Genomic DNA, 25441 nt, shown 5'->3' with positions numbered 1-25441 from the left:
GGTGCGTTGACGGTGATACAAATGATTTCCCGCGAGACGAAGGTGCAGATTGCCGCTGCGCTCCTCGGACTCGGAATTCTTGCTGCTGGATTCTCACTCATGAACGAATCCGTGTGGTGGGCCGAGGCGCTCGTCATCGCACTCTACAACGCCGCGATTTTCGGCGGTACACACGCCTATTTCGTTCTTCGTGGTGGGGGTGGTGACTACTCATTGACGGCCCGGAAACGCCTTCTCACGCTACTCGCCGCACTCTTCGTATTAATTCCTGCGACGGTGGTCGTCGGTGATCGAACAGTCGGCCCACTTGCTCTCAAAACCATGCTCTTCGTCGCGGCCGGGGTCGCAGTACTGTGGTACTTCGTCGTCGAAGGAATCGCCGGCTACCAGGCGACGATGGCTGGGGAATGACTGCATTCGCTGATGGTCTTCGGTGGTTGTCCACTGTGTTCCGGGACGGAACGACTGTCCGTAGAAATGCGTATTGACCGACCCGAACTGGCAATTCAGGCACGGGTGTTGTGAGGGCTATGAGCCCGCTCTGTTTCACGTAGCTCACAGCCCCAGTCCGGTACTGTATTCTAACGTTCCGAACCCGGCGCCCATCGATTCGTCATCAATCACCGTGCCGCCCACACTACCCGCTAGTCCAGTCACTCGGAACATGAACTCGTTGTAACTCCAATGAGACGCAACTCGTCCACCGAATCTCGCACGGTCGAGCCAGTTTCGCGCACGGCCATAAGTTCGGGCAATAAACCGCACGTAATCGCCCTCCTCGTTCTCGACGCGAACATCGAAATCAGGCTGTTCGCCAGTACCCAGCAGTGGCTCGACACTAATCCTGTCGAACTCGACATGCCCATCTTTCGAGCCCCAATTCCAGAACCCGGACTGCCTGAGAGGAATTGTTAGCCGTTCCAGCCTGTTCGAGGAGAAGAATTTGTAGCCTCGCCGGAACAGCTGTGGCCCGATAAATGGAACCAACACCGAAAACGAGGTTCCGTCTGGAAAGATCCCCCATATCCACTTCCAGGGGACCAGCGGCATGTCAAAACACACGCGCTGGAAGTAACAGGACCCGGACAGCGTTTCGGGTCCGTCAGGCAGATCGAACTCTCCTTCGAATTCCATCTGGCGCCAGGCAACGACCTCGGCGCCACCCAGCGGTGTGTCGATGTCTAATGCATGGTGTGGAGATGTCATCTTCGAGTCGAGGTCACCCCACGCCTCGAACTCTGCCTCGGCGTCATCCCCGATGACGTGAGCTTTCAGTCCGAGAGAGCGGTCCGAAAGTGAAGCTATCTCGCTCCCGCGTCTGGTGCCGTCCTCGAGTTCTGTCCATGCCTCGATACGCTGGTTCGGACGAGAGAGAACCGCTTCAGCTGATTGCCTGACGACATGGTCATGAACCACTTCGTCGTCTCCGGTCCATCCCACTGTTGTCGCATTGAATCTGTCCACACCGTCGGCGACGGGACGATCTGAGTCCATCGCTGTTGCCGGAAGGTCGTTGACACGACACTCGTCCCCCACACAGGCAGCAACCGAGAACATGAGTTGTCTTGGACCGTATCCCTCCTCACCATCCGGAAACAGGAGAAAGAACCACCAAGACGAGGAGGTTGCGTTCTGTCGTTCAGGGTTTTGCCACCATATCTTCTCGAAAACACGTCGGTGGTCAGCGAGGGTCCTGTCTGCGAACGTTTCTTCCATTGGCAGATATCCCGCTCTCTTGGGCAAATACCTCTCGCATCGGTTCCGAGAGAGTGTTCAGTTGAATAGAATACCCGACGCTCTCTGGTAACCCTCACTCCATACTAATCGTTTAAAAGTTCGACGACAGCGTGACCGGTCAGCCGAGGTTGACCTGATTCACCAGTCCGTCCCACTCGCCGGTCTCCTCGGCGCGCCTGACGTTCTCGGCGAGGATGTCGGCCGTGCGCTCGTAGTACGCGGGCGTGTGGCCGGAGGCGTGGGGCGTCACGAAGACGTTGTCGAAGCCCCACAGCGGGTGGTCCTCGGGCAGCGGCTCCGGGTCGGTCACGTCTAGCTGTGCCGCGCCGATGTAGTTGCTCTGGATCGCCGACGTGAGCGCGTCGGTGTCGACGACGCCGCCGCGGGCGACGTTGACGAAGATCGCCTCGGGGTGCATCGTGCGGAACAGTTGCTCGTCGAACAGCTCCTCGGTCGCGTCGGTCAGCGGGCACGCGACGGCGACGTACTCGGCGTCGGTGACAGCTTCGTGGATCTCGTCGAAGCCGTACACTTCGTCGGTCGGTCCGCCTTTCTCCGGGCTGTAGCGGACGCCGACGGTGTCGACGTCGAACCCCGCGAGTCGGTCGACGATGGCCTGGCCGATAGCGCCGAGTCCGACGACCGCCACCGTCGAACCGGCGAGTTCGCTCGACCGGAGGGCGCGCCACTGTCGCTCTCGCTGGCGGCGACGCGCTTCGAAGAAGCGCCGCGTGAAGGCGAGAAACGCGCCGATCACGTGCTCGGCGATGTTCGGGCCGTGGACGCCCGAGGCCGTCGTCAACGCGATCTCTCGCTCGGCGAACTCGTCGAGGGGCAGGTGGTCGTAGCCGGCGTAGATGCTGGCGAACAGCTGGATCTCGTTCGCGTGACCGAGCAGTTCGTCGTCGAACGGCCCGGCCGAGATCACCGTCGCCGTCTCGACGGCCGCTCGCTCTTGCTCGGGCGTCCGGGCGACCGTAACTGTCGCCTCGGGCAGTCGCTCGCGGACCGCGTCGGCGTACGATTCGACCGGCAGGCCGTGTGCTTTCTGCCGCAGGATGGCGATCTTACTCACGCGCTGCCACCTCGGTTTGGGCCGGGGACATAGTGGTCGTTCCAGCCAGTGGCTCAAAACAGTACTGTCACGGAGACCGGCGGTGGACGCCCCTCGCTGTACCGTTCGTTTCGATCTATTCACGGAGAAATATCTGCAGCGACGGATCGAGCGCCGACATCGACGGATCGCGAACCGCTTCTCGATGCCACATTTAATGATGGTGTGGTTCCACGGTCAGTGTAATGTGTGGTGACTGGGACACCGTACTCGTCGTCGACGACGATCCCGCCTGCCGGGATCTCCACTCGATCTGGCTCGAAGACGAGTACGAGGTGCTGACCGCCACCGATGGGAGGGTGGCACTGGAGAAGGTGGGGGACGCCGACGTGATGCTCCTCGACAGAGAGATGCCCCACATGAACGGCGCGGAGGTGGCACAGCGACTGGCCGAGCGACCGGACGACTGTTTCGTCGTCATGATCTCTGGCGTAGAGCCGGACTTCGACGTTCGGGAGTTGACCGTCGACGACTACCTGACCAAGCCGGTGTCGCGCGAGACGGTGCTCGACGTGGTCGAGACGATGCTCTCGCGGGGTGCCTGCCGACGGTTGCTCCGGGAGTACTTCTCCCTGACCGCGCGGAAGGCGACGCTCGAACTTCGGACCAGTCGAGACGCGCTCCGCGACAGCGACGAGTATCGCGACCTGATCGCCGAACTCGAGGCCACGCGAGCCACGCTCGACGACCGTCTCGAACAGTTCGACGGTCACTGGCGGCAAGCGATCCTCGCGGCGGTCAGCGACGATCTGGGATCGGAGTCGCAATCTGTCACCTGACCGTCGGGCCGTCGCGCGATGGGCGGCGAACAAGGAATTTAAGCCCCCTCCGAACAGGGGTGGCGTATGGAGCGCGTAGATGTCGCGATCGTCGGCGGCGGGCCCGCCGGTACGTCTGCCGGTCGGGCAGCCGCCGAACAGGGTGCCGAGGCCGTCGTGGTCGAGAAGGGGGTCCCGAGAGCCGACCGAGACGGACTGGGGCCCGACTCGACGGACGCCGCCGGCTTTCTGGATTACTGGACCGAACTCGCCGGCTTCGGTCCCGACGAGTTCCCCGACTCGGTGAAGCTCGCGGAACTGGACGGCGCGGAGTTCATCGGGCCCACCGAGTCGGTCCTGATCGAAGAGACGGGGATCGACTCCGCGTATCCCGGATTCGGTTTCACCTTCCAGCGGGCTCGCTTCGACGACTGGCTGCGCGACCGCGCCGAAACGGCGGGCGCTCGGTACCGCGTCGGCACGAGCGTCACCGCCGTCGAGACCGACCTCTCGGGCGGCGTCGAGCACACGCTGAAGCTCTCGGACGGCGAGTCGATCGTCGCCGACGCGCTCGTCCTCGCGGACGGTCCCCAGCGGACGGTCACCGGCCGCGTCCTCGATCAGTTCCTCCCGGCGAACGAGTCACTCTCCGAGCGGCTCCCATCGACGGAGGCCAACCACATCGCCTACCAGGAGCACCGCCGGATGCCCGAGGAACTGTTCCCCGAGGACCGGATCCAGTTCTGGTGGGGCGTGATGCCCGGCCACACCGCCTACCCGTGGATCTTCCCGAACGACGACAACGTGGCTCGGATCGGCCTCACGATGCCGATCGGGCTGGACATCGACGACTACGACGCCAGCGAGTGGGCCCTGCTCCGGGAGGACGACGACAAGATCCCACAGGGTCGCACCTACGTCGAGCGCCTGCTCGAACGGGAGTTTCCCGACTACGACCTCGACGAGTTCCCCCTGGTCGAGGACCGGGGCAAGACCGACGGCACGGAGACGTACCCGATCTCTTCGACCCGGCCGATCGACTCGCCGACCGACGCGAACGTCGCCGTCGTCGGCGGTGCGATGGGCGCGACCTCCGCCTTCCACGAGGGCGGAGACCACGTCGCCGTCCGAACGGGCTCTATCGCCGGTGAGTTGGCCGCGACGGACGCGCTCGACCGCTACAACGACGCCTGGAAGGACGCACTCGAATCCGAGATCCTCCGCAACGTCGCCTTCGCCGACCTGGTCGAGGGATACGATCCGACGACCTGGGACCGCGTGTTCGCCACCGTCAATGCGATGCAGACCGTCGACGGGTCTCTGTGGCGACAGGCCCTGGCTGCCGGCACGCTGGGGCTCAAGACCGTCGCCGGCTACAAGTGGCGCAAGTACCAGTACCGCGACGGCGGCTACGTCCAGCTCGCCGAGTCGGAGTACACCGTCTGATACTGATTAGCGTAGCAGTGTACCGGGATCGTCTATCCCGTGGCGACGGTCGCCGGTCAGCACCGACAGCGAACCGGACGAATCCCCCGCAGTGGTCGCGGCCGGACCGCAATCCCTTACCCCTCCGACGGACTAGCACCGACTGCGTGCCTTTTGTCCCCGCCCGAGGCCCGTCTTTCGGGACGATGACAGCGCGGCGAACCCGGGCACGCGACAGTCGACTCGACGGCTGACGCCGTCTCACTACATGGAGGCATTGCACGCCTTCCGGTTCAGTGGTACGCACCACTTCACCACTCGGTTGCGCTACGCGCAACCCGCCCGACACGAGGGTTTGCCGGTCGACAGGGCGCACTGCCCCGGATGATGCCGGTCGTTAGTGTTTCGGGCGCACATTTCAACTTCCAAGAGGTGAATCGCAGGACTGCAGCAGGACCTCAATTTCACCAGAAGCGAGTTGCCCTGTGTGTCCGGTGGTTAAGGACTACTATACCCACTCATAACCACACGACGACGAAGGGAAAGTAATGCTCCGTCAGGGATTCGAACCCTGGTCCTTGCCCGCGAGGGGTCAAAGTGCGGCAAGCATCAGGGTTCGAAGGAGTTTATATATGAGTCGTTCAGTCCGGCTGAATTCCGATCCAAGTTATCTCGGTTGACCGCGGTTGTTTATTAACCCGTTTCGGAAACGGGCGCTATAGTGCTGAATATTCGGACTAACCTGGGGTAAATCGCGACGATTTCTGGTCCAACATATCGAGACAGACACTCCGCTTAGCGGACCGATGTCACCGGTACGTTTCGACGGTGATACCCGGGATGTTCTCGAAGTGGCTGTCGCCAGTGAGAATCGGTTCGTCACGCTCCAGAGCCGTCGCTGCGATTGTGGCGTCTCCCTTCCCGATTCCAGGTCCTTCGTCCTCGTTTGTCTCCGCCATGCGCTCGCCGAGAAGTCGCCCCGCGCGACGGGAGATGCTCGGGGTCATATCTATGACCGGGTAAGAATCGAGTACAGCTTCCACCGCTTGACGCTCTTGGCGAGTGTTCGCTACCTTCCCGACACCGATGTAGAGTTCTAAGACCGTCATTGACGGGATTACTAACGGGACGCTCTCTGCTTCGAGTTCCCGTTCTTTCGTTACGGCGGCCTCGACATTGCCGATAACATCTAGGACGAAGCTCGTATCAACGATCATTCGAAGCGCTCCGCAACCTCTCGAACCTCTTCGCAGTCCTCTCTATCGGCAGCATCGATTGCATCACGCATCTCACTGACCTGCTCGTCGTCGAAGACATCACGCAGGTCTCGGAGCGAGTGGCCACCGATGAGCCGTTCCACCGCATCACTGAACGACTCGTCGTCGCGTTTGCTCGCCTTGATACGCTCGTACACGTCGTCTTCGAGTCGTACCTGATGCGACATCCTCGTTGACAGCGTTGACGCCGAACGGAAATGAAGATTCTGATTGACTGAGTGATGACACAGTTGGCAAGATCCTCGTCGCCGAGAAGGAAAAACCACGCTGATGAACGCCGTTTCCTGTGGAGTCCCTGTCCGGCTGTGTGGTCAAAACACCTGAGAACTACTAGTAGCTCGAAATCAACGGGAGCTACCGTAATGGTGTCAGAAACCGCGTACTGAATATAGAGGGTGAATGCAGCATCTGAAATCAGTGGTTTCACACAACCACTGATGAATACTAAATAGCTGGAAACTGTCCCCTCATCGTAGAGGATTGAACGAATGACAGACTCACACACAGCCGAGGAGGCGACGGTGACGTTTGCAGGTGACCGGGAGAGAAGTGAGTTCACGCGCGTGGAAGTGCTCCGGGGCGGATTCGTCAGACTATCCCGCGAAGCGAGCAATCGGGTGGAAATCCTTCCTCGTCGAAAAATCGAGCGAATCGTCTTTCACGAGTAGCGAGACATTTGGGACGCAAAACGCCGGTTGTAGTGAACGTAGAAGAACCGTTCCAGGCCATCGTGAGTGAATCCGTGTGAGATGCCCACGTCGTTTTGAGTAACCGCTCTGTCGCAAATCAAGCCGAATTAGTTCTGCATATGCGCTGTCTATTCAGCAGCGGTACATTCTGCTACCAAATTGTGGTCCCAATTCCACTGTTGGATATAGAGGGCACTGTCTAGTTGAGGGATTGAGGGACGAGCAGGCCGTAGCGAGAACTGTTCATGGAACTCGCAGACCTGCTCAGAGAAACGTTATACGAAGAGAGTCAAGACGTTTGGGAGAACGAGTGGACCCCGACATCTGTCCGGCAGTTTGGGGTGCGTCTCCACACGGCGGGACTGTCGATCAGGGAGACGGTCGCCATTTTGGAGTTGTTGGGTGTCGACCGCTCTCACGGTGCGGTCTGGAATTGGGTTCACACGCTGTCCGAAGCACAGAGCGAGCCGCCGACGGCAGCGCCGTCGCGGGTCGCGGTCGACGAGAAACAAATCGAGGTTGACGGCGAGAAACAGTAGCTCTACGCCGCGATCGATACCGACTCAAAGCTACTGCTCGAAATCGACGTGTTCAGTCGCCGTGGCACTGATCTCGTAGCGGCGTTTCTGCACCGCCTCACCGAGAAACACGATCTCGCCAATACAGAGTTTCTCGTCGATGCTGGTGGCTATCTGACTGCCCTCGCGCGTCACGAATTGAGCGGTCGGCTCGACTAGCGTACTCGGAACCACATCGAAAAGTGGTTCCAGACCGTCACCATGCAAATCGACCGCTTCCACACGTATTAGCGGGGCAGTCAATCGAGCGCCAGACAATGGTTACGACGCTTCAGACACCACTGCAACTACGAACGGCCGAACCAAGCACTCGGCGGACGAACGCCAGCTCAGGAGGTCAAGAACTAGACAGTGCCACTCAACCGGTCATGCAGATAGATGGTGTGCTCCTCTGTGCTGATCCTTAGTTACTGTCGTCGCAGCTAATGAACATACTCGTATCGAGTTCCATCGCTGATTCAAATTCTTCCACTTCCCTCTACATTCTCTCTACTACGTCGTCACCGAGCGACTCTCGTACTTCTTTCTCCGTCTTTTCACTATGTCGATGTTTCTCGTATACCTCGATTTTCTCTCTGTCAGCTTCATCCATAGTTGTCTACTTAACCGGCGTCGGATTAAGCATGGCTAAGTAATATGTTTCGCCTACTCACAACTGGCGGTGTTCAGATAAGAGATCGGTGCAGGCAGTCTGAAGCACCGAAAGCCCTCGTGCAGTTGCGGTCCCGCGACTCGCTGCGCGCGCTTCGCGTGCTTGCATCGTCGGGGTTCCCGCAACTGTACTCGCCCTTTCATCCGCCAGGGTTTAGACCGGTAAACAGCCGAATCCTGGCGGATGAAAGGGCGAGGTGCGGTCCGGGGTTCTGCGGCGGCACTATCCGAACAGTGTGAGGATATCCGCCACAGAACCCCGGAGCGTGCCGAGGGCTTTCGGTGTCTACAACTCAGAAGATGCAGCGGCTTATCTGAACACTACCTCACAACTATACTTACTGAGCGGAAGGTCGATCCTCTTAGTCTGAATCAACCACGTTGAGAATTGTTTTCTGATCCATCGTACAGTGGTATGGAACCTAATCACAGATGCAGACACCACCTTCGCGGATTTGGTTGGTGACGTGAGTGTGAAGTGATTCAGAGAGGCGACGCATCGTCGTAGCTTGTTGCTCGGTGGGACGGCGGCCGCCGTAGTAACTGCCTGTGCGGTTGGTGTCGTATAGATCTTTGAGATCAGCTATCGTGTCTCGGGTGAGGAGTCCGAGTGTGGCGGCGCGGTCGTAGCAGTGCGTGTGGTCGTGGAAGTCGCGGAGTTCGTCGCCACCTTCAGCTAACGCGTATGCTTCAACAGAGCGTTCCGTGGCTCCAAAACACAGCTCAATGGTTGCGGTGTAGTATCCATTTCCGGCGAGGTGGTCGGTTGCAGCGAGAAGCCGGCAGGATTTCGTGAGTTGTGTCTTCCAGTCAGTGTCAGTGTCGATCGCGGTTTCACGCGTCGGGACGCCGTGTCCTGCTTCGTTGAACGCGTCGATTGCTGCGTCAAGCGCGTCCGCAACAGCCGTCGGGTCGGATCCGTTACTCATCGAGATCACCGTGGAAGATCATTTGCAGAACGGTATCGAACTTTTCCGTGTCGTAGAGGACGAGCCCGTCGGTGAGGATGGTCTGAATTTCTTCAGTGTAATTCGGTATGGCAGGGAGTGCTTCGATATCGATTTCGTAGGCGTATCGACCGGTATCGAATTCTCGGTCTTCCAAGTTTTGCCGGACACGATTCGCCAAGCGTTGCTGCTCTATCCGGTCATCTTCGACGAGCACCCACAGGTCAATGTCACTCCGTCGGTCAGCCTCACCACGAGCGACACTTCCGTACAACACGATCCCGAGGACACCGTCGAGTTGAGTTCGCAATTCAGCAACAGCGGCACGAACTGGTTCGTGGAACTCTGCTTGCGGGATGTCCAGGAATGGGTCATCCGGACGGGATAGTCGGCCACGGTTGATATGGACCGAGCGTTTCGTGCCGTCTCGCTCGTCTTTGACGAGGTCATTTGCTGCGAGAATATCGACGGCTTTCGAGATAGTGGGCTGTGAATAGTCGACGGTGTCGGTCAGCTCGGTGATCGTGAACTCCTCAGAGTGGTATCGGGACAAAAAAGAAAGGACATCGTGGGCTGCCTGGCTTCGGAACAAATCCGAGTTTCGAGCCGGGATGTCGAATAGTATCTTCGATCCATCGTTGACCGATGTATTCGAGCTACTTTTCATACCAAAGTAGTACGCCTCCTATTAACTTAAAGTTTATAACTAAAAGACCTATCCACTCATACACGACGCTGTCCAACGACCGACGCGGATGATAGTCAACTACTCCGCATCGAGGCCGGCATCAGGGATTGAAGCGTGTGACTATTCGGGGTCCGGGTCGTACCCAGCGTCCTGGAGATGGGTAAGTACGTCTTCGATTGTTCCGAGCGTGTCGTCGTACTTCGGTTCGGTCTTGCGTTGCTCAAGCCACCGTTCGAGGATCTCTGCAGTTCGATCCTGAAGCCCGACGATCCAGTGATCAGTGTTCTTCGATGAGTCCTCCTTCGGAATGCGTAGTACCGCGTTCTCGATGTCGACCCATCCAGTGCGTGCTCGCTCGACCTCGATCGGGCGAAGTGCAGCGTCCAGGCTGACAGAGACGAGAATCGGGATCTTCCAGCTGTTTGCCTTGTCCCAATCCTCTGGCTTCACCTCGGATTTCGGTTTTCGAGACGCTGCGCGAGGTAGGCTTTCCATCGGTTGCGCTCCTCAACGTCGAGCCCTTTGTACGCCGGGATGCTGCTGTGTTCGAGCGCGGCTTCTCGAATCAGACCACGTTCTTCGCGGGTCAAGTAGTCGCGCGGTGTCGTCGTCTTGTGCCCCGTGCTAAAGGACAACTCTGGATCCCACTCGTCTAACCCGTGTTCTCGCCACTTGTACAGCATTTGCAGGGCTTTCTTACAGTTGTCTCGGTGGGCGTTACTGTAGTCCTCTTTAGCGAGGTAGCGAAGGTACGCGTCGGCGTGGCCGTGGGTGACGCTCGTCGTGTACCCGTCTTGGCGGTCCCACACCCATCGGTAGAACTGATCCATGCGGTGACTCCGACACTTCACCGTCGTGTGGGCGTGCCCGTCGCCTTTCTTCGGGTGTTTTCCGAACACGAGCAGCCATTCTAAGCATTGCTCTCGCTGGTTGCGATAGTCGATCTGCTGGCGTTCGTTCAGGAGTTCTTCGGACGGTTCGGGGACGACTGTAACCCCTTCGAGAGGGGTCGTTGCCTCGTCGAATTTGTTCATTGCCTCCTCCTTTGGGGGAACCCGGTTGCTTGCTCACCCGTTTCGCCCAATCGCAAGACGGCGTGGGGTTGAGTCCATCGTATCCGCTTGCCGCCGCTATATCGCTAATCGCAAGACGGCGGCCGTTTTGTTCGGTCCATCTTATCGGATTGCCCGTGAACATGATTGGTTTTCACTCTTGTTCACGGACGAAAACTGCAAGACGGGAGGAGGACGAGGATGCTCCGTCAGGGATTCGAACCCTGGTCCTTGCCGTGAGAGGGCAAGATGATTGGCCGGACTACACCAACGGAGCGCACCTGAACGTATCGGGGAGATACGTATAATGGTTGCGTTTTAGCACCGCCCTGTGTGGGTTACGCATGCAAACAGGCCGCTTCGGAGTCACTCCTCGTCGTCGAACGGCGAGCCGGCGGCGTCGGGTTCGTGACCGGCGAGACTGATGATGTTCTCGCGGCCGACGCGGAGCTTGCTGATCTCGCCGTCCTCCTCCATGTCCGAGAGGAGCATGCTGACTTTGGACTTCGACCACTCGGTCTCCTCGACGATGTTGACCTGCTTCATGCGACCGCCGTTCGATTCGAGGAGCTTGACGACGCGGTCGCTGTCCGAGAGCAGTTCCTCGTCGGGGATCGGCGTCTGGCTGTCCGTCGCCGAACCGGCTGTCTCCGAGGCGGTGTCGGTGTCGCTGGCGGTGCTCGCGGTTTCGCCGGGCAGCGAGACCGAACCGTTTCGGTACGCGATCGCGCTGCCGACGCCGAGCACCAGGATGACGGCTCCGACGATCCAGACCATCGGGTTGTCGGTCCCGCTCGGGAGTGGGGCCGTCGTCGACTGCGGGCTCTGCGTGTCGCTCTCCGCACCAGAACCGCCAGCGGGGGTCGTCGCGGTCGAACGCGGTTCGAGTTCGAGGTACGGCCGCTGCTGTGCGAACTGCTGTTCGCCTTCCCAGGTGACACTCTGGCTCCGTGTCAGCGAGTCGGGCTGGGTCTGTGAGGTCGGTTCGGGCTCGACAGCGGCGAACTGGAGCCCCTCACCGCTGACGAACACGATCGACTGGTCCGGCCCGATGTAGAAGTTCTCGCCGAACACGTCGCCGACGACGACCCGCTCCCCGTCGGTCCGGGCGAAGTGCGTCCAGGTGAACGCCAGTTCGATCGTCCCGCGGGCGTCGAAACTCGCCGTGACGTTCGTGTAGGCGTCGCGGTCGAACGACTTCGCCGCCATCGGGCGTCCGGTGGCGTTGCGGCCGATCGCAGTCAGCGCCTCGGAGCGACTGACGAAGTTCCGGTACAGGTCCGTCTCCTCGGTCTCGAAGCGCTCGGCGAAGTCCCGAAACTGCCGTTTCTCGGAGTCGTTGGTCAACCGACGGTGGTGCTGGATCGACCAGCGCGCAGAACCGTTCTCGGTGACCGTGATCTCGAACGTCGTCTGGTCGAACCCGTCGGGCTGGGCCAACAGGCCGCTCGACCCCGTCTCCTGGGCGGTCGTGACGGTGGCCCCGCTCACGACCGCGGCCACGAGCAGACACCCGAGGAGGACCTGACGATTCATCTGTCATATACCACCTGAGGACAGAATAAAAACGCTGTGTTGCGCCGAACGGTCCCCCTCGATTCGACGAGGATGGGGTCGATCCCGATCTCGTACGGGAGAACCCCTTCGTGAAGGGATTCGTCACCCCGCGACGGCGAGACCAGCCACAGAAGGGCGGCCCGTCAGTCAGCGAGCGCGTCTGCGAGCCGTTCGACGGGATGTGACGGAGATTCGTGGCCCCGTCGATCACCGAGCTGCGTGCGACAGGACGCCCCCGGTGCGACGACGGCGTCGCCGTCGCTGTCCGCGATCTGGTCGAAGAGAATCCGTCCGATCGCCTGGCTCATCGAGTAGTGTTCGGCCTCGTAGCCGAAGCTGCCGGCCATCCCACAGCAGCCCGAATCCAGCGGGTCGACGGCGTAGCCCGCCCGCCTGAGGACGCCGACGGCGTGGTGGTCCCGCGAGACGGCCTTCTGGTGGCAGTGGCCGTGGTAGGTCAGCGTCTCCTCGCCGCCCGTCCAGTCGACGCGCTCGTCGAGGCGGAACCGATCGAGGTACTCACAGAGGCCGTACGCGTTGTCGGCGACGGGCGCGGCGTCCGAGCCCAGGAGGTCACGGTAGTCCGACTGGAACATCACGGCGTCGGACGGCTCGACGAGGACCACGTCCCACCCGTCGGCCACGCGGCCGTCCAGCGCGTCGACGTTCGTCCGTGCGCGTTCGCGAGCCACGTCGACGAAGCCCTTCGAGTGGGCGGCGCGGCCGCTGCTGGTCGCGTCGTCCGGGACGGCGACGTGTACGTCGGCGGCTTCGAGGACGCGGACGGCGGCACGGAGCACGTCGGGGTTGCTGTAGTTGTTGTACGTGTCGGGGACCAGCAGCGCCCGGCGCTGTGCGTCCTCCGGGTCGACGGCGGGGCCGCGCTGGGCGAACCAGTCCTCGAAGGACTCGCGTTTGAACGTCGGGAGCGATCGCTCGCTGGCGATCCCGACCAGGCGCTCGGCCAGTCTGTCACTGCCCGGTGCCCCGGCCAGCCAGTTCGACAGCGGTGCGAGACGACTCCCCCAGGCGCTGAGGGTCTCGACGTGTGCGAACAGCTTCGACCGGAGGCTCGCGCCGTGTTCCTGATGATGTGCGTGTTCGACTTCGGTCTTGAGCTTGGCCATGTCGACCTCGCTCGGGCAGTCTTTCGCACATCCCTTGCAGCCGATACAGAGGTCCATGATCTCGTCGACGAACGCCTCGTCCGTCGGATCTGCCGGCAGGTCGCCGCTCATCGCCTGGCGGAGGGCGTTGGCTCGCCCCCTCGTCGCGGTCGACTCCTCGCCCGCGGCCCGGTAGGTCGGACACATGACGCCGCCGGTCGTCTCCTGTGGGCCGCGACAGCCCCCACAGCCGTGACAGAGCTCGACCATCCCCTGGAACCCGTTCTCGTTGTCCCACTCCATGGCCGGCTCGAACGCCATCTCGAACTCGTAGTCGGGATCGAACCGCAGGTCGTCGGTCATGTCGACGGCGCGGGCCCGCGCGGGGACGCCCTCTGGAATCGCCTCGTCGGCGGCGTAGCCACACACCTGTCCGGGGTTCAACAGCCAGTCCGGATCGAAGGCCGCTTTCAGCTCTCGGAACACCTCCCACACGTCCTGTCCGTACAGCTTTCGGTTCCACTGGGTGCGCGCACGCCCGTCGCCGTGCTCGCCCGAGACGCTGCCGCCGTAGGTCGTGACGAGGTCGGTCGCGCCGTCCGCGATAGCTGCCATCTGCTCGACCCCCTCGACGGTCTTCGTGTTCACCAGGGGTCGGATGTGGAGACAGCCCGGTCCAGCGTGAGCGTAGAAGCTCGCGAACGTGTCGTTGTCGGCCAGCAACTCCTGGAACTCGGCGACGTAGTCCGCGAGGTTCTCGGGCGGGACGGCGGTGTCCTCGATGAAGCTGATGTGTTTCGCGTCCGAGGTCCGCCCGAGGAGGATCGGGAGCCCGCTCTTGCGGAGCTTCCAGAATCGCTTTCGCTCGCTCTCCTCGTGGGCCTCCTGGCCGTGAAACGCCTCCCGCGGCGCGTCGGTCAGAGAGTCGGCCCCGCTCTGTGCGACGGCGTCGGTACCGACGTTCCCGACCCGATCCGCGAGGAGGTCCGCGACCCGCTGTTTGCCCTGCGGGTCGTTCTCGGCGTAGAACTCGACGAGCAGCACCGCGCCGGTGTCCGCCGGGAGGAGCTGGTCGACCAGGTCGCCGAACTCCTCGGTGTCGGCGGCCAGCTCCAGCAACACGTCGTCGAGGACTTCGACCGCCGCGGGATCGTGTTCGAGGATCGCCGGCACGTCGGCCATCGCGTCGATGAGGTCGTGATAGGAGAGCAGCGCCAGCGACTTCGTTTCCGGGAGGGGTTCGAGCGAGACCGTCGCCTCGGTCACGATGGCCAGGGTCCCCTCGCTGCCCGCGAGCAGCCGCGCGACGTTGACCGACCCGTCTTCGGCCTCCGAGAGGAGTCGATCGAGATTGTAGCCGGAGACGTTTCGCTTGAGGTCGGGAAACGCCGCGGTGACCGCCTCGCGCTCGTCGTCGACGAGCCGGGCGATCGCCGCGTATATCTGGCCTTCGAGCCCGTCCCGGTCGGCCCGCGATCGCAGTTCGTCGAGCGTGACCTCGCCGAACGTCGTCACGGTCCCGTCCGCGAGGACGACCTCGCAGTCCTCGATGTACGCGTCGGTCTTGCCGTACTTCAGGGAGTGTGCGCCCGTGGAGTTGTTGCCGATCGCGCCACCGAGGACGCTCTTGTCGCCCCACGCCGGGTCGGGGGCGAACTTCAGGCCGTGGTCGGCGAGCCTGTCGTTCAACGCCCCGAGGGTGACCCCGACCTGTGCGCGTGCCGTGTGTCCCGCCGGATCGACCGACTCGATCGCGTCCATGTGGCGCGAGCAGTCGACGACGACCGCCTCGTTGACCGCCTGTCCCGCGAGGCTCGTCCCCCCGCCTCGCGGCAGGACCGGCGTTCCCCGCTCGGCGCAGTAGTCGACGACCGCTGCCACGTCGGCCGTCGAGGTCGGATAGACGACGCCGATCGGCGTCACCTCGTAGGCGCTCGCGTCGGTCGCGTACAACTGTCGCGTGTACTCGTCGAACCGGACCGTCCCGTCGATGCGGTCTTCGAGGGCGGCGACGAACGCGGGGCGCTCGACGGAACCCCCCTCGTAGTCGTAGTCCGCCCGATCGTCGGTAGCCGGGTCCGGCCCACCCCGATCGTGTCGTGTTCCCATATCGGATTCTTCGACCGGATCCCGATTAAAGCACCGGGCCACCGCTCGCGCTGCCGGCTGTCAGTCCGCTCTCTGCTCTCCGTACGAATCGGACGGCCGCGAAATCAGAGTTCTTTCCACTCGGAGGGCTGGCTCGTGAGGCCCATGACGCGGGCCTGACGGGTGCCGTCCTCCTCGCGGAACTCGATGAGGCCGTCGAACGCCTGCTTGATGACCTGGAGGGTCTGATCGTCGTGTGCGCCGGAGTCGATCGTGAACACGCCGACGTAGCCCGCCGAGTCCAGTCGCGACGAGAGGATGTGACAGAGCTTGAACACGGTTTTCTTGTCCGTGTACGTCAGCATCGTCGACAGGGAGACCAGCGCGAGCCGTCCCTGGTCGCGCCCGCTCTTGTGGAGCCCCTCCAGTGCTTTCGTGATGCCGATACCGATGCCGGTCAGGTCGCCCGGCGAGTTCACGTGATGGGTGTACGCGCCGCTCTGTGGGGCTTCACCCCCGCTGTTGTCGCCGCGGCAGTCGACGACTCCGAGCTGGGAGTCGTCCATCTCCGGTACGTCCGTTCGAAACTCGTCGACGACCGAGCTCGCCCGATCGTTCGTCGTCACGACGACCGCCCCCTCGCCGTTACCGACCCCATCTTTGAGTACATCCATCGCGAGGGCCTCTTTGCCACTCATCGCGGGTCCCGCGACGAGTAGGCTCGTCCCCGGGCGAACCGAGTCCAGCGCATCGAAGTCGAGTACGGTTGACAGGTCGTACATATTCTCTGACAGTTTATTCGTCTTCACCATTACTGAGCCCACGCAACGTTGCGATAAAGTCGGCGTCGTCGCCGATGCCACCGAGTGATTCCGAGAGTTCGGATTTTAGTTCTCCGATCTCTGCCTTAAGTTCATCGTATTCGTCGCTCTCTTCCAGCTCCGCGCTGCTCTTGCTCGCTTCGAGCGTCGCTTGCTTCTCGACCAGCGAGTAGTACTCCTGCAGGAGAGTATCGTACTCGGAGCGTTCGAGCAGGTTCTCCACGGTCTCGTGGAGCTGTTCGCTCCGGATCGGCTTCGAGAGATACGCGTCGAACCCCATCTCCAGAATGTCGAAGTCCGGTTCGACCGCCGTCACCATCGAGACGCGACAGCCGAGATCGCGTTCCCGGATACGCTCCAGTACCTCGTCACCCGAGAGTCCCGGCATCATACGGTCGAGTAACACGACATCGACGCTGTCGTCGAGTAAGTCGAGCCCTTCGTCACCGTCGTGGGCCATCCGGACTTCGTAGTCGTTTCGGAGCCATAGCTTGTATGTTTCCGCGACGTCCGGTTCGTCCTCGACGATGAGCACGACGGGGCGATCCGATTCAGACATCTATTCTCTACACGTGGTTACTTTTTCATCATACATAGCCCTGTGGGTCTGTCAGCGCGCCGAATCAGCGGCCAGTACGTCAGTTCGCCCCTCACTACGCGGCGCTCGTCCCGCGTCCCGATCGCACCCTCGCTTCTCGGAACAGCGCCCTCCCGAGAGACAGACCAGCACACACAAACCCGTCGGGCTCGACGTCGAGCGTATGATCCGAAACCTTGCACCGTCGAGCGGGGTCTTTACCAGCAACGTCTTTCTCGTCGAGGGCGAGACGACGACGCTGGTCGACGTGGGCAACGACTTCGACGTGGTCTCCGAGGTGCGAGCGGTCGTCGACGAGATCGATCAGGTCGTCCTGACACACACCCACCGCGACCACGTCGGCACCCTCGACGCGGTACGGGAGGCGTTCGACGCGCCGGTCTGTGGCTACGACGGCGGCTTCGACGGCGTCGACCGGGCGATCGCCGACGAGACGACCCGACAGATCGGCGACGAGGAGTACGTGGCACTGCACACGCCGGGTCACAAGAACGATCACCTCTGTCTCTACGCGGCCGAGGCGGGCGTGCTCTTCGCCGGTGATCTGGTGTTTGCCAACGGCAGCTTCGGTCGGACGGACCTCGAAGAGGGAGACCGATCGCTGCTCGTCGAGAGCATCGACCGCGTCCTCGATCTCGTCGACGAAGACCTCGCCGAGATGCACGCCGGCCACGGTCCCAGCGTCACGGACGACCCGTACGGCAACATCGAACTGGCGCGGCGGGCGGCGCGGTTCTAAGCGAGTCCGTAGTAGCCCGGCTCGTCGTCGGCACTCGGCTCGGCGAAGACGAAGGCGTCGGCGTGTTTGATGAGCCACGGAATGGCCCAGTCCATCAGGACGTTCTCGGTCTCGACGTCGAGTTCCGCCTCGGCCTCTAACCCCTGGAGGAGGCGACCGATCTCGTAGATCGTATACATCTCGTCGTCGTCGAGCACTTCCTCGGGCTCGCGAAACTCCAGCGGGCGGAGGTCGTCGAAGTCGTCTTTCGGTTGTGGCATGTCCGCCGGTTCCGCGCCGCCGTGCGTAAAGCCCTCGAAAGCGACGCGCTGTCGTCGCCGTCGAGTGTCGCCACTGATCGACGATATCGAAAGAAAGTGCGAAGCTCGGGAGCCCGCCGTCGGGCGACGTTACTCGAAGTGACCGACTGCGGTCTCGTACTGCGACGCGACCTCGTCCCAGTCGACGACCTCGAAGAAGGCGTCGACGAAGCTGCCGCGGTCCGGGCCGTAGTCGTAGTAGTACGAGTGCTCCCAGACGTCCAGCGCCATGATGGGGTGGGACCCCCAGAGCGCGCCCTGGTCGTGCTTGTCGACCGTGACGTTGCGGAGCTGCTTGGCGACCGGGTCGTAGACGAGCAGCGCCCAGCCACCGGCGGCCGAGGCGGCCGCCTCGAACTCGCCTTTCCAGCCCTCGTAGGAACCGAAGTCCGCTTCGATCCGGTCACGGAGCTCGCCCGACGGCTCGCCGCCGCCGTTGGGGGACATGTTGTCCCAGAACAGCGTGTGGAGATAGTGTCCACTGCCGTTGTGGGTGACGTTGCCCAGCGCACCGGCGCTGGATCCGAACTCACCCGACTCGCGGTTCTCCGCGAGGGTCTCCTCGGCGGCCGCGAGGCCGTTGACGTACCCCTGATGGTGGGTGTCGTGGTGCCAGGTGAGCACCTGCTCTGAGATGTGGGGCTCCAGCGCGTCGTAGTCGTACGGAAGTGGCGGCAGTTCCGGATCTGAGTGTTCGGACATGATAAATCTCCTCCATCTTTTGGGTGGAGCGGACGCCTGTTAAACGTTTAGGAGACGCACGCTACCACATCACACTCGCCGACCGCCCGCTGGTCGTTCTCGGCTGGCGGTTCGGGTTCCGATGCCGAGACAGACGACCCACCAGTGCCGGGATCAGCTCTCGCCGCGGGCGGTCTCGAACATCTCCAGAGCCTGGTCGCGCCGCTCGCTGTGGTCGACGATGGGGTCGGGGTACTCCGGGGCGGCGTTGCGACGCTGGGTCAGCGAGAGGTCGGGCCACTCGTGGATCACCGACGGCTCGGCGTCACGCAGTTCGGGGACGTACGTCTTGATGTACTCCGCGTCGGGGTCGTACCGCTCGCCCTGAGTCATCGGATTGAAGATCCGGAAGTACGGCTGGGCGTCGGTTCCCGTCGAGGCGGCCCACTGCCACCCGCCGTTGTCGTTCGCGGTGTCGTGGTCCACCAGACGCTCTTTGAACCACTCGTATCCCGCTCGCCAGTCGATCAGCAAGTCCTTGGTGAGAAAGGAGGCGACGATCATCCGGACGCGGTTGTGCACGAACGCCTCCTGGCGGAGCTGGCGCATCCCGGCGTCGACGATCGGGTATCCCGTCTCGCCGTCCTTCCAGGCCTGGAGCGCCTCGGGGTCGTCGCGCCACTGGAGCGGGCGCTCGTAGGTCTTGTAGTTGTCCGTGACGACCGACCGGTTGGCAAAGAGGACCTGCGTGTAGAACTCCCGCCAGGCCAACTGCGACTGGAACTCCGCGACGGATTCGCGCCGTTCCTCGTCGTCGGCCGCTGCCGCCGCGCTCGCGGTCCGCTCGTACACCTCCCTGATGCCGATCGTCCCGAACTTGAGGTGAGCCGAGAGCCGTGAGGTGCAGTCGTCTGCGGGGTAGTCTCGGCGGTCCTCGTACCGATAGATGTCGTCCTCGCAGAACGCGTCGAGGAGCTCCCGGGCCGGCTCCGTCCCCGCCGGAGGGATCTCTGCCTGTGGTTCCTCGAACCCCAGGTCTCCCACCGACGGCAGGGGATCGCCGGACACGTCGGCCAGTTCGTCCGGGCCGGGCGCGTCGTAGGGGTCCTCTTTCTCCCGGTCGTGCCACTTGCGCCCGAAGTACGTGAACACCGAGTACGGATCGCCGTCGTTGGTCGTGATCTCGCCGGGGCGATGGTGAACCGAATCGGTGACCGCCTCGCGTTCGACGCCCACGTCGTCGAGGGCCTGCCGGACGGCGATGTCGCGCTCGATTCCGAGCCCGGAGTAGGCCTCGCCCCAGGTCACGCCGTCGGCTCCGAACGCCTCGGCCAGCCGCGGGATCTCGGCCGTCGGATCGCCGTGAGCGATCACGAGGTCGCTCCCGCGGTCGCGGTACTGTGCCCGCAGCGAGTCGAGCGCGTCCAGCATGAACGCCACGCGGGGCGGTGCGGCGTGGTCGAGGACGGCGTCGTCGAAGACGAACACCGGCACGACCGGGCTGTCGGCCGTCGCTGCGGCCAGGCCGGCGTTGTCGGTCGTCCGGAGGTCGCGTCGATGCCAGTGGATTCGCATACGAGACAATCGGCCCGGTCCCTCCTCAAAGGCACCCCTACTCTGTTGGTGGCGACCTGACCAACGCTTTTGGTCGTCCTGGCCGTCGGTGCGGGACATGACCGGAGATCAGGTCCGCGTCGAGATCGCAGACGAGGTCGCAACGATCACGCTGAACCGCCCCGAAGCGCGCAACGCGCTCTCTGCGGAGGCCGCAGACGAACTCGCTGCGGCGATCGAGACCGCCGAAGACAGCGCGGCACGGTGTGTCGTCCTCCAGAGTGAGGGGGCGGCCTTCTGTGCCGGCGGGGACGTGAACGCGATGCTCGAGAGCATCGACCGGGACGTGCCGCCGGCAGAGCGCGTCGAGGTCGTCGTCGGCGCGGTCAACCGCGCGATCAAGCGCGTCTACGACTGTCGGCTCCCGACGGTGGCGAAGATCGACGGTCCGGCCTTCGGGGCCGGTGCGGGTCTGGCGATCGCCTGTGACCTGCAACTCGCGAGCCCGGCGGCGAAGATCAGTTTCGGCTTCCGCCGCGTCGGACTCGCGGTCGATTCGGGCGTGTCCTACCTCCTCCCGCGGCTCGTCGGGCTCAACACCGCCAAGGAACTGATCTTCACTGGCGAACTGGTCGACGCCGACCGCGCCCGAGATCTCGGGCTCGTTACCCGCGTGTTCGAGGCGTCGTCGTTCGACGAGGGCGTCGAGAACATCGTCGAGACGATCGCGACGGGGCCGACGGTCGCACTGGCGGCCTCGAAGCGACTGGTGAACCACCAGCCCGACTCCTTCGACGCCGCGACGGCGCGGGAAGCGAACGCGCAGGGCGTCGCCTTCTCGACCGCGGACCACGAGGAGGGCGCGAGAGCCTTCGTCGAGAGTCGCGAACCGGAGTTCGATGGGCGCTGATACCGTCGGCTCCGCGCGTTCGTCAACGCTTATGTAGGGCGGAGTTTACGACACGACCAATGACCGACGAGGCGACGTTTCGACTCGCGCTCGATCGGGAGAGCCGATCGGGACGCTACTACCGCAACGCCGTCGAACGACACTGGGACCCTGCGGCGATCGATCTCGACGACGATCGTGAGCCACTCGTCGAAGCGCATCCCGCGACCTTCGACCACCTGCGCTCGACCGTCGCGAAGTTCGGTGCCGGCGAGCGCGCCGTCACCGAGGACCTCGCCCCGCTCTCGGTCGTGCTCGACGACGCCGCGGACCAGGCCTATCTCAGCACGCAGCTGTACGAAGAAGCGCGCCACCTCGATTTCTTCGAGCGGTACTGGACGGCGGTGATCAACCCGGTCGAGCGCGAGCGCGACCTGCCGGTGAGTTCGCCGACCGAGGATCGGTGGGTCAACGACGCGTACGACGAACTGCTCGCCCGCACGGACGCGGCGATGCACCGGCTGCTCGACGACGACACGCCCGAGCACCGCGCGATCGCGCTGTGTCACTACCACCTGACCATCGAGGGCATTCTGGCACAGACGGCCTACTGGGGGCTCCAGCAGAGCTACGGTCCCTCCGAGCCGGACCTCCCGACGCTGCCGGGTTTTACCACCGGACTGGAGCGCATCCGGAGCGACGAGGGTCGCCACGTCGGGTTCGGAATGAGCAAGCTCCGCGAACTCGTCGCGGAGGGCGTCGACCCACAGCTGCTACACGACACCGTCACGGAACTGCTGGGGCTGGTCCAGCAGACGACGACCGACGGACTGGGCGACGGCAGCGAGGAGACGCCGGGTCCCTCCGCCGACGACCTGCAGAACTACGCGATCGAGAAACACACCGAGCGGATGGCACAGATCACGTCTCCCGAGACTGACCTGCCGGACGTGGACACGCTCGTGACTCTCGATTCACCGTGATCAGTGCCGACGACAGCGTGCGCCGAGAGATGCCAACTTCCAAGACGATAACACCGGAACGTGGGATATGAACGCGGACGAATCACCAGACTGGGAGTTCAAGGAACGCGACGTGTTGATCCTCAGAGAGCTGGCCGACGACCCGGAGCTCTCCTCGCGAGAACTGGCCGACATCCTCGAAGCGGACCACGACATCTCGGTGTCACACGTCACCGTCAGCGAATCGATCCGCAAGATGCGCCAGGAGGGGGTCTTCCGTGACGCGATCGTCCCCAACGAGGAGTACTTCAACTTCGCGCTGTTCGAGTTCAAGTTCAACCCGGAGCACTTCGAGGAGGGCTGGCGCGAGGCCATGACGGCGATCCGCGACGACAGACACACGATGTTCTACTTCCTCTCGGACGGGGAGTACCAGTGGAAGTCGGTGATGATGTTCCCGAGCCGGAAAGCGGAGTCACGCTGGATCCACGAGTTCTACAAGGACCACGGACGCGTCGTCCAGAACATCCGCAACTCCGTGATACACAACGTTTTGAAGTTCCAGACGGATCCCGAGATATTCACGGAACTCGAACAGGACGACACCTAGAGCTTGCTCTCGGCGTCTTCCGCGAGTTCCTTCATCCGCTTGCCAACGCGGCCGGCGTCGGAAAACTCGTCTTCGCTCATCGCGGTCGCCAGCGAGTTGCCCAGCACGAAGACGGCGTGTTTGTGTTCGCTCTTGGACTTGTGAACGTCCGAGGGGCGCACGTCGAGCTCGCCGTAGGCGTCGAACAGCTCGGGGTCGACGCTGTCCATCTCGTCGCGGAAGAAACGCATGATCAGCACCATCTGTTCGTGCAGCTCGAGAAGCTCGTCTTTGTGCATCTTGCCACTAGTAGGCGGTGCCAATAGTATAAGAATTGCTTGTGAACGGCTACCAGTGGTGGTTCGTCTGCTGAGCGCCGCTCGCTAGAAGACGTACTCGTCGTCGTGACCCATCATCCCGTCGTCCTCGAATCCCCCGGGATCGTCCTCGTCGTCCATGGGCCCGCTGGTCTTGTAGGCTTTCAACCCGGTCGAGAGGAGATCCTCGATCGCTTCCTCGCGGGTGAGGAACTCGCCTTCTTCGACGAGCTGGGCGATCTGCATCTCGAGATGTTCCGGGATCGTTATCTCTACCTGTGGCATCGGAACGTACGGTGGTTCGATAGATCCCCTTATAAATCTGGCGGGGAGAGTTACCGAACGCGAGAACAATACTGTGTCTTCCGACGACATCCCTTTTCGATATCGGAATATTTCTGTTGAATGCAGAAAACGACGACGCTCGGCCACGCGGCGGCCAGTAGCCGGCCGATCGATCGCGAACTGCCGGCCACTTCGTGGCGATAGTCACGCTGAAGCGTCCCCCGTCCGTAGGTCGGGCCATGTGTGGAACCGGTCGTCGGGACCGACGCTGGCAGCCCAGCGAGAGTGATCGGCAGTGACCGAGCCAAACGAGAACACGCTGTGGGGGCGCGTCATCGTCGAAGAACTCGTCGCGAACGGGATCGACGCGGTCTGTGTCGCACCCGGCAGTCGCTCGACGCCGCTGACCGTCGCGGTCGCACGGCACCCGGAGATGCGCGTCTACTCTCACCTCGACGAGCGGTCGGCGGCCTACTTCGCGCTCGGACGGGCTCGCCGGACCGGAACGCCGACGCCGCTGATCTGTACCTCTGGCACGGCGGCGGCGAACTTCCATCCGGCGGTGATCGAGGCCGACCAGTCTCGTGTGCCGATGGTGCTGTTGACCGCCGACCGTCCCCGAGAACTGCAAGACAGCGGCGCGAACCAGACGATCGACCAGGAGAAACTGTACGGCGACGCGGTCCGGCAGTACCGCTCGCTCCCAGAGCCGGCACCGGAGCCGCGCCGGCTCCGATCGCTCCGAACAACAGTCTGTCGCGCCGTCGCGACTGCGACCGACACGCCCGCGGGTCCAGTCCACCTGAACGTGCCCGTCTCGAAGCCCCTCGAACCGACGCCGGTCGAGGGCGCGGTTCCGGACGACCTCCCGGAGCGCGCTCCACTCGGTGCGAACGGCCGGGACGGGCCGATGGTCCGTACGACCCGCGGCGACAGGACGCTCTCGGCATCGGACCTGTCCACGCTCGCCGACCGGATCGACAGAGAGCGGGGCCTGATCGTCGCCGGCCCGTCGAACGAACCGACGCCCGGCCGGGACGCGCTGGCAGAACTCGCTGACGCCACGGGCTTTCCGGTGCTCGCCGATCCGCTGTCGGGGCATCGCTTCGGCCCCCACGTCGGCGATCGGCCCATCTGTGGCGGCTACGACTCGTATCTCGACGCCGGAGCCTGGCCCGATCCGGATATCGTGCTCCGGTTCGGGGCCTCGCCGACCTCGAAGACGCTGCGTCACTGGCTGCGGGACGCCGACGCCGCCCAGTTCGTGGTCGATCCGGCCGGCCAGTGGCGCGAAGCGGCGTTCACCGCGACCGATCTCGTCGTGGCCGACCCGACGCGGCTGGCGACGGGGCTGGCCGAGCGACTCGACCGATCACCGACGGCGTGGACCGAGCGATTCGAGACCGCAGAAGCCCGCTACTGGGACCTCGCCGAGCGGGCGCACGGCGAGCAGTTCTTCGAGGGGACGGTCGCCGCGACGGTCGCCAGCGCCGTCCCGGATCCGGCGACGGTGATGGTCTCGAACAGTATGCCGGTTCGGGATCTGGACCGGTTCGGACGGCCCCGAGCGGCCGACGTGACCGTCCTCGGCAATCGCGGGGCCAGCGGTATCGACGGGATCACCTCGACGGGACTCGGTGCGGGCAGCGCGACCGACGACCCGCTGGTCGTACTCACCGGCGATCTGGCCTACTACCACGACATGAACGGCCTGCTCGCGGTCGGGCGCTGTAACGTGGACGCGACGATCGTCCTCGTGAACAACGACGGCGGCGGCATCTTCCACGAGCTGCCCATCGAGTCATTCGAGCCGCCCTTTACCGACCAGTTCCGGACGCCCCACGGACTGGACTTCGAGCCGACGGGCGCGCTGTACGACCTCGAATACGACCGCGTCGAGGGCCGTGGTGCCCTCGCCGACGCCGTGGCGTCCTCGGCCGGCGCGTCCGGCACGCAGATCGTCGAGTGTCGGTTCGACGGCGAGCGGAGCCATCGGTACCGGGATCGGGTCCACGAGCGCGTTCGCGAATCGCTGTAGGG

At 63.1% G+C, this 25441-nt stretch carries 25 protein-coding genes, 1 tRNA gene and 1 pseudogene; 9 read left to right on the top strand and 18 right to left on the bottom strand.

Translation table 11 applies throughout. From position 1 onward, the window contains the following. Nucleotides 1-21: 21 nt before the first annotated feature. Nucleotides 22-411 (top strand): hypothetical protein, encoded by a 390-nt coding sequence (locus HMUK_RS12375; protein WP_015763510.1) that lies wholly within the window; start codon nt 22-24, stop codon nt 409-411. 144 nt (nt 412-555) lie between these two features. Here HMUK_RS12375 and HMUK_RS12370 read toward each other — a convergent pair whose 3' ends face one another. Then, nucleotides 556-1716 carry a hypothetical protein gene (locus HMUK_RS12370; protein ID WP_015763509.1) on the bottom strand — a complete coding sequence of 387 codons (1161 nt, stop codon included), beginning with the start codon at nt 1714-1716 and terminating at the stop codon, nt 556-558. Between the two features lie 139 nt (nt 1717-1855). Next, nucleotides 1856-2812 carry a D-2-hydroxyacid dehydrogenase gene (locus HMUK_RS12365; protein ID WP_015763508.1) on the bottom strand — a complete coding sequence of 319 codons (957 nt, stop codon included), beginning with the start codon at nt 2810-2812 and terminating at the stop codon, nt 1856-1858. 224 nt (nt 2813-3036) lie between these two features. Here HMUK_RS12365 and HMUK_RS12360 point away from each other — a divergent pair, with 224 nt between their 5' ends. Further along, nucleotides 3037-3630 carry a response regulator gene (locus HMUK_RS12360; RefSeq protein WP_015763507.1) on the top strand — a complete coding sequence of 198 codons (594 nt, stop codon included), beginning with the start codon at nt 3037-3039 and terminating at the stop codon, nt 3628-3630. Nucleotides 3631-3696: 66 nt separating this feature from the next. Further along, nucleotides 3697-5055 carry an NAD(P)/FAD-dependent oxidoreductase gene (locus HMUK_RS12355; protein WP_015763506.1) on the top strand — a complete coding sequence of 453 codons (1359 nt, stop codon included), beginning with the start codon at nt 3697-3699 and terminating at the stop codon, nt 5053-5055. Between the two features lie 788 nt (nt 5056-5843). On the opposite strand, the gene HMUK_RS12350 is transcribed toward HMUK_RS12355, so the two are convergent. Next, a complete protein-coding gene (locus tag HMUK_RS12350; protein ID WP_015763505.1) occupies nt 5844-6251 on the bottom strand; it encodes a PIN domain-containing protein in 408 nt (135 codons plus the stop codon). Beyond that, nucleotides 6248-6478 carry an antitoxin VapB family protein gene (locus HMUK_RS12345; RefSeq protein ID WP_015763504.1) on the bottom strand — a complete coding sequence of 77 codons (231 nt, stop codon included), beginning with the start codon at nt 6476-6478 and terminating at the stop codon, nt 6248-6250. The genes HMUK_RS12350 and HMUK_RS12345 overlap by 4 nt, the downstream gene beginning before the upstream one ends. A 767-nt stretch (nt 6479-7245) precedes the next feature. Here HMUK_RS12345 and HMUK_RS12340 point away from each other — a divergent pair. Continuing rightward, a pseudogene (locus HMUK_RS12340) lies at nt 7246-7926 on the top strand (IS6 family transposase). A 725-nt stretch (nt 7927-8651) separates the two neighbouring features. On the opposite strand, the gene HMUK_RS12335 reads toward HMUK_RS12340, so the two are convergent. The 9 genes from HMUK_RS12335 to HMUK_RS12295 form a co-directional block, all read right to left on the bottom strand. Beyond that, complete coding sequence (locus tag HMUK_RS12335; RefSeq protein ID WP_015763500.1) at nt 8652-9158, bottom strand: hypothetical protein; 507 nt, start codon at nt 9156-9158, stop codon at nt 8652-8654. Further along, nucleotides 9151-9843, bottom strand: a complete 693-nt coding sequence (locus tag HMUK_RS12330) for a nucleotidyltransferase domain-containing protein (protein WP_015763499.1) — start codon at nt 9841-9843, stop codon at nt 9151-9153. The genes HMUK_RS12335 and HMUK_RS12330 overlap by 8 nt, the downstream gene beginning before the upstream one ends. Nucleotides 9844-9984: 141 nt before the next feature. After that, nucleotides 9985-10314, bottom strand: coding sequence for a site-specific integrase (locus HMUK_RS17915; protein WP_049940837.1), 330 nt, complete (start codon nt 10312-10314; stop codon nt 9985-9987). After that, nucleotides 10311-10898 carry a phage integrase N-terminal SAM-like domain-containing protein gene (locus HMUK_RS12320; RefSeq protein WP_049940836.1) on the bottom strand — a complete coding sequence of 196 codons (588 nt, stop codon included), beginning with the start codon at nt 10896-10898 and terminating at the stop codon, nt 10311-10313. Before HMUK_RS12320 ends, HMUK_RS17915 begins: the two co-directional genes overlap by 4 nt. 220 nt (nt 10899-11118) lie before the next feature. Beyond that, nucleotides 11119-11193 (bottom strand) — tRNA-Glu (locus HMUK_RS12315). 89 nt (nt 11194-11282) lie between these two features. Continuing rightward, nucleotides 11283-12452 (bottom strand): helix-turn-helix transcriptional regulator, encoded by a 1170-nt coding sequence (locus HMUK_RS12310; RefSeq protein WP_015763498.1) that lies wholly within the window; start codon nt 12450-12452, stop codon nt 11283-11285. A gap of 164 nt (nt 12453-12616) precedes the next feature. Next, complete coding sequence (locus tag HMUK_RS12305) at nt 12617-15688, bottom strand: FAD-binding and (Fe-S)-binding domain-containing protein (RefSeq protein WP_015763497.1); 3072 nt, start codon at nt 15686-15688, stop codon at nt 12617-12619. Nucleotides 15689-15792: 104 nt separating this feature from the next. After that, nucleotides 15793-16449: an RAD55 family ATPase gene (locus HMUK_RS12300; protein ID WP_049940835.1), complete on the bottom strand. Its 657-nt coding sequence runs from the start codon at nt 16447-16449 to the stop codon at nt 15793-15795. A 13-nt stretch (nt 16450-16462) separates the two neighbouring features. Next, the gene (locus tag HMUK_RS12295; protein WP_015763495.1) at nt 16463-17047 is read right to left on the bottom strand and encodes a response regulator transcription factor; all 585 of its coding nucleotides are present in this window, start codon (nt 17045-17047) and stop codon (nt 16463-16465) included. A 202-nt stretch (nt 17048-17249) separates the two neighbouring features. Between HMUK_RS12295 and HMUK_RS12290 the strand changes: the two genes are divergently transcribed. After that, nucleotides 17250-17825: an MBL fold metallo-hydrolase gene (locus HMUK_RS12290; RefSeq protein WP_015763494.1), complete on the top strand. Its 576-nt coding sequence runs from the start codon at nt 17250-17252 to the stop codon at nt 17823-17825. On the opposite strand, the gene HMUK_RS12285 is transcribed toward HMUK_RS12290, so the two are convergent. From HMUK_RS12285 to HMUK_RS12275, 3 genes are all read right to left on the bottom strand, one after another. Beyond that, the gene (locus tag HMUK_RS12285; RefSeq protein ID WP_015763493.1) at nt 17822-18085 is read right to left on the bottom strand and encodes a DUF5827 family protein; all 264 of its coding nucleotides are present in this window, start codon (nt 18083-18085) and stop codon (nt 17822-17824) included. The two genes, HMUK_RS12290 and HMUK_RS12285, sit on opposite strands and share 4 nt — an antisense overlap. A gap of 129 nt (nt 18086-18214) precedes the next feature. Then, nucleotides 18215-18826 carry a superoxide dismutase gene (gene sod / locus HMUK_RS12280; RefSeq protein WP_015763492.1) on the bottom strand — a complete coding sequence of 204 codons (612 nt, stop codon included), beginning with the start codon at nt 18824-18826 and terminating at the stop codon, nt 18215-18217. Nucleotides 18827-18979: 153 nt separating this feature from the next. Then, nucleotides 18980-20380: a cryptochrome/photolyase family protein gene (locus HMUK_RS12275; RefSeq protein WP_015763491.1), complete on the bottom strand. Its 1401-nt coding sequence runs from the start codon at nt 20378-20380 to the stop codon at nt 18980-18982. A 97-nt stretch (nt 20381-20477) separates the two neighbouring features. Between HMUK_RS12275 and HMUK_RS12270 the strand changes: the two genes are divergently transcribed. The 3 genes from HMUK_RS12270 (at nt 20478) to HMUK_RS12260 (ending at nt 22820) form a co-directional block, all read left to right on the top strand. Next, complete coding sequence (locus HMUK_RS12270) at nt 20478-21269, top strand: enoyl-CoA hydratase/isomerase family protein (protein WP_015763490.1); 792 nt, start codon at nt 20478-20480, stop codon at nt 21267-21269. Nucleotides 21270-21328: 59 nt separating this feature from the next. Then, nucleotides 21329-22231 (top strand): ferritin family protein, encoded by a 903-nt coding sequence (locus HMUK_RS12265; protein WP_015763489.1) that lies wholly within the window; start codon nt 21329-21331, stop codon nt 22229-22231. Between the two features lie 67 nt (nt 22232-22298). After that, nucleotides 22299-22820: an Lrp/AsnC family transcriptional regulator gene (locus HMUK_RS12260; protein WP_015763488.1), complete on the top strand. Its 522-nt coding sequence runs from the start codon at nt 22299-22301 to the stop codon at nt 22818-22820. On the opposite strand, the gene HMUK_RS12255 is transcribed toward HMUK_RS12260, so the two are convergent. Both HMUK_RS12255 and HMUK_RS12250 read right to left on the bottom strand, forming a co-directional pair. Further along, nucleotides 22817-23098, bottom strand: a complete 282-nt coding sequence (locus HMUK_RS12255; protein ID WP_015763487.1) for a UPF0058 family protein — start codon at nt 23096-23098, stop codon at nt 22817-22819. The genes HMUK_RS12260 and HMUK_RS12255 overlap by 4 nt on opposite strands. Before the next feature lie 84 nt (nt 23099-23182). Continuing rightward, nucleotides 23183-23401: a ribbon-helix-helix domain-containing protein gene (locus HMUK_RS12250; RefSeq protein ID WP_015763486.1), complete on the bottom strand. Its 219-nt coding sequence runs from the start codon at nt 23399-23401 to the stop codon at nt 23183-23185. Between the two features lie 295 nt (nt 23402-23696). Here HMUK_RS12250 and menD point away from each other — a divergent pair, with 295 nt between their 5' ends. Further along, nucleotides 23697-25439 carry a 2-succinyl-5-enolpyruvyl-6-hydroxy-3-cyclohexene-1-carboxylic-acid synthase gene (gene menD / locus HMUK_RS12245; protein ID WP_015763485.1) on the top strand — a complete coding sequence of 581 codons (1743 nt, stop codon included), beginning with the start codon at nt 23697-23699 and terminating at the stop codon, nt 25437-25439. Nucleotides 25440-25441: the final 2 nt, after the last annotated feature.

It is taken from the genome of Halomicrobium mukohataei DSM 12286, from assembly GCF_000023965.1.
Classification (GTDB): Archaea; Halobacteriota; Halobacteria; order Halobacteriales; family Haloarculaceae; genus Halomicrobium; species Halomicrobium mukohataei.
This window is presented reverse-complemented; position numbering and strand designations above follow the sequence as displayed.

Bases quoted from the DNA above. Each gene is read 5' to 3' on its own strand.
- HMUK_RS12375 (WP_015763510.1), top strand. From the start codon at position 22: ATGATTTCCCGCGAGACGAAGGTGCAGATTGCCGCTGCGCTCCTCGGA.
- HMUK_RS12370 (WP_015763509.1), bottom strand. From the start codon at position 1,716: ATGGAAGAAACGTTCGCAGACAGGACCCTCGCTGACCACCGACGTGTT.
- HMUK_RS12360 (WP_015763507.1), top strand. From the start codon at position 3,037: ATGTGTGGTGACTGGGACACCGTACTCGTCGTCGACGACGATCCCGCC.
- HMUK_RS12355 (WP_015763506.1), top strand. From the start codon at position 3,697: ATGGAGCGCGTAGATGTCGCGATCGTCGGCGGCGGGCCCGCCGGTACG.
- HMUK_RS12350 (WP_015763505.1), bottom strand. From the start codon at position 6,251: ATGATCGTTGATACGAGCTTCGTCCTAGATGTTATCGGCAATGTCGAG.
- HMUK_RS12345 (WP_015763504.1), bottom strand. From the start codon at position 6,478: ATGTCGCATCAGGTACGACTCGAAGACGACGTGTACGAGCGTATCAAG.
- HMUK_RS12335 (WP_015763500.1), bottom strand. From the start codon at position 9,158: ATGAGTAACGGATCCGACCCGACGGCTGTTGCGGACGCGCTTGACGCA.
- HMUK_RS12330 (WP_015763499.1), bottom strand. From the start codon at position 9,843: ATGAAAAGTAGCTCGAATACATCGGTCAACGATGGATCGAAGATACTA.
- HMUK_RS12320 (WP_049940836.1), bottom strand. From the start codon at position 10,898: ATGAACAAATTCGACGAGGCAACGACCCCTCTCGAAGGGGTTACAGTC.
- HMUK_RS12310 (WP_015763498.1), bottom strand. From the start codon at position 12,452: ATGAATCGTCAGGTCCTCCTCGGGTGTCTGCTCGTGGCCGCGGTCGTG.
- HMUK_RS12305 (WP_015763497.1), bottom strand. From the start codon at position 15,688: ATGGGAACACGACACGATCGGGGTGGGCCGGACCCGGCTACCGACGAT.
- HMUK_RS12300 (WP_049940835.1), bottom strand. From the start codon at position 16,449: ATGTACGACCTGTCAACCGTACTCGACTTCGATGCGCTGGACTCGGTT.
- HMUK_RS12295 (WP_015763495.1), bottom strand. From the start codon at position 17,047: ATGTCTGAATCGGATCGCCCCGTCGTGCTCATCGTCGAGGACGAACCG.
- HMUK_RS12290 (WP_015763494.1), top strand. From the start codon at position 17,250: ATGATCCGAAACCTTGCACCGTCGAGCGGGGTCTTTACCAGCAACGTC.
- HMUK_RS12285 (WP_015763493.1), bottom strand. From the start codon at position 18,085: ATGCCACAACCGAAAGACGACTTCGACGACCTCCGCCCGCTGGAGTTT.
- sod (WP_015763492.1), bottom strand. From the start codon at position 18,826: ATGTCCGAACACTCAGATCCGGAACTGCCGCCACTTCCGTACGACTAC.
- HMUK_RS12275 (WP_015763491.1), bottom strand. From the start codon at position 20,380: ATGCGAATCCACTGGCATCGACGCGACCTCCGGACGACCGACAACGCC.
- HMUK_RS12270 (WP_015763490.1), top strand. From the start codon at position 20,478: ATGACCGGAGATCAGGTCCGCGTCGAGATCGCAGACGAGGTCGCAACG.
- HMUK_RS12265 (WP_015763489.1), top strand. From the start codon at position 21,329: ATGACCGACGAGGCGACGTTTCGACTCGCGCTCGATCGGGAGAGCCGA.
- HMUK_RS12260 (WP_015763488.1), top strand. From the start codon at position 22,299: ATGAACGCGGACGAATCACCAGACTGGGAGTTCAAGGAACGCGACGTG.
- HMUK_RS12255 (WP_015763487.1), bottom strand. From the start codon at position 23,098: ATGCACAAAGACGAGCTTCTCGAGCTGCACGAACAGATGGTGCTGATC.
- HMUK_RS12250 (WP_015763486.1), bottom strand. From the start codon at position 23,401: ATGCCACAGGTAGAGATAACGATCCCGGAACATCTCGAGATGCAGATC.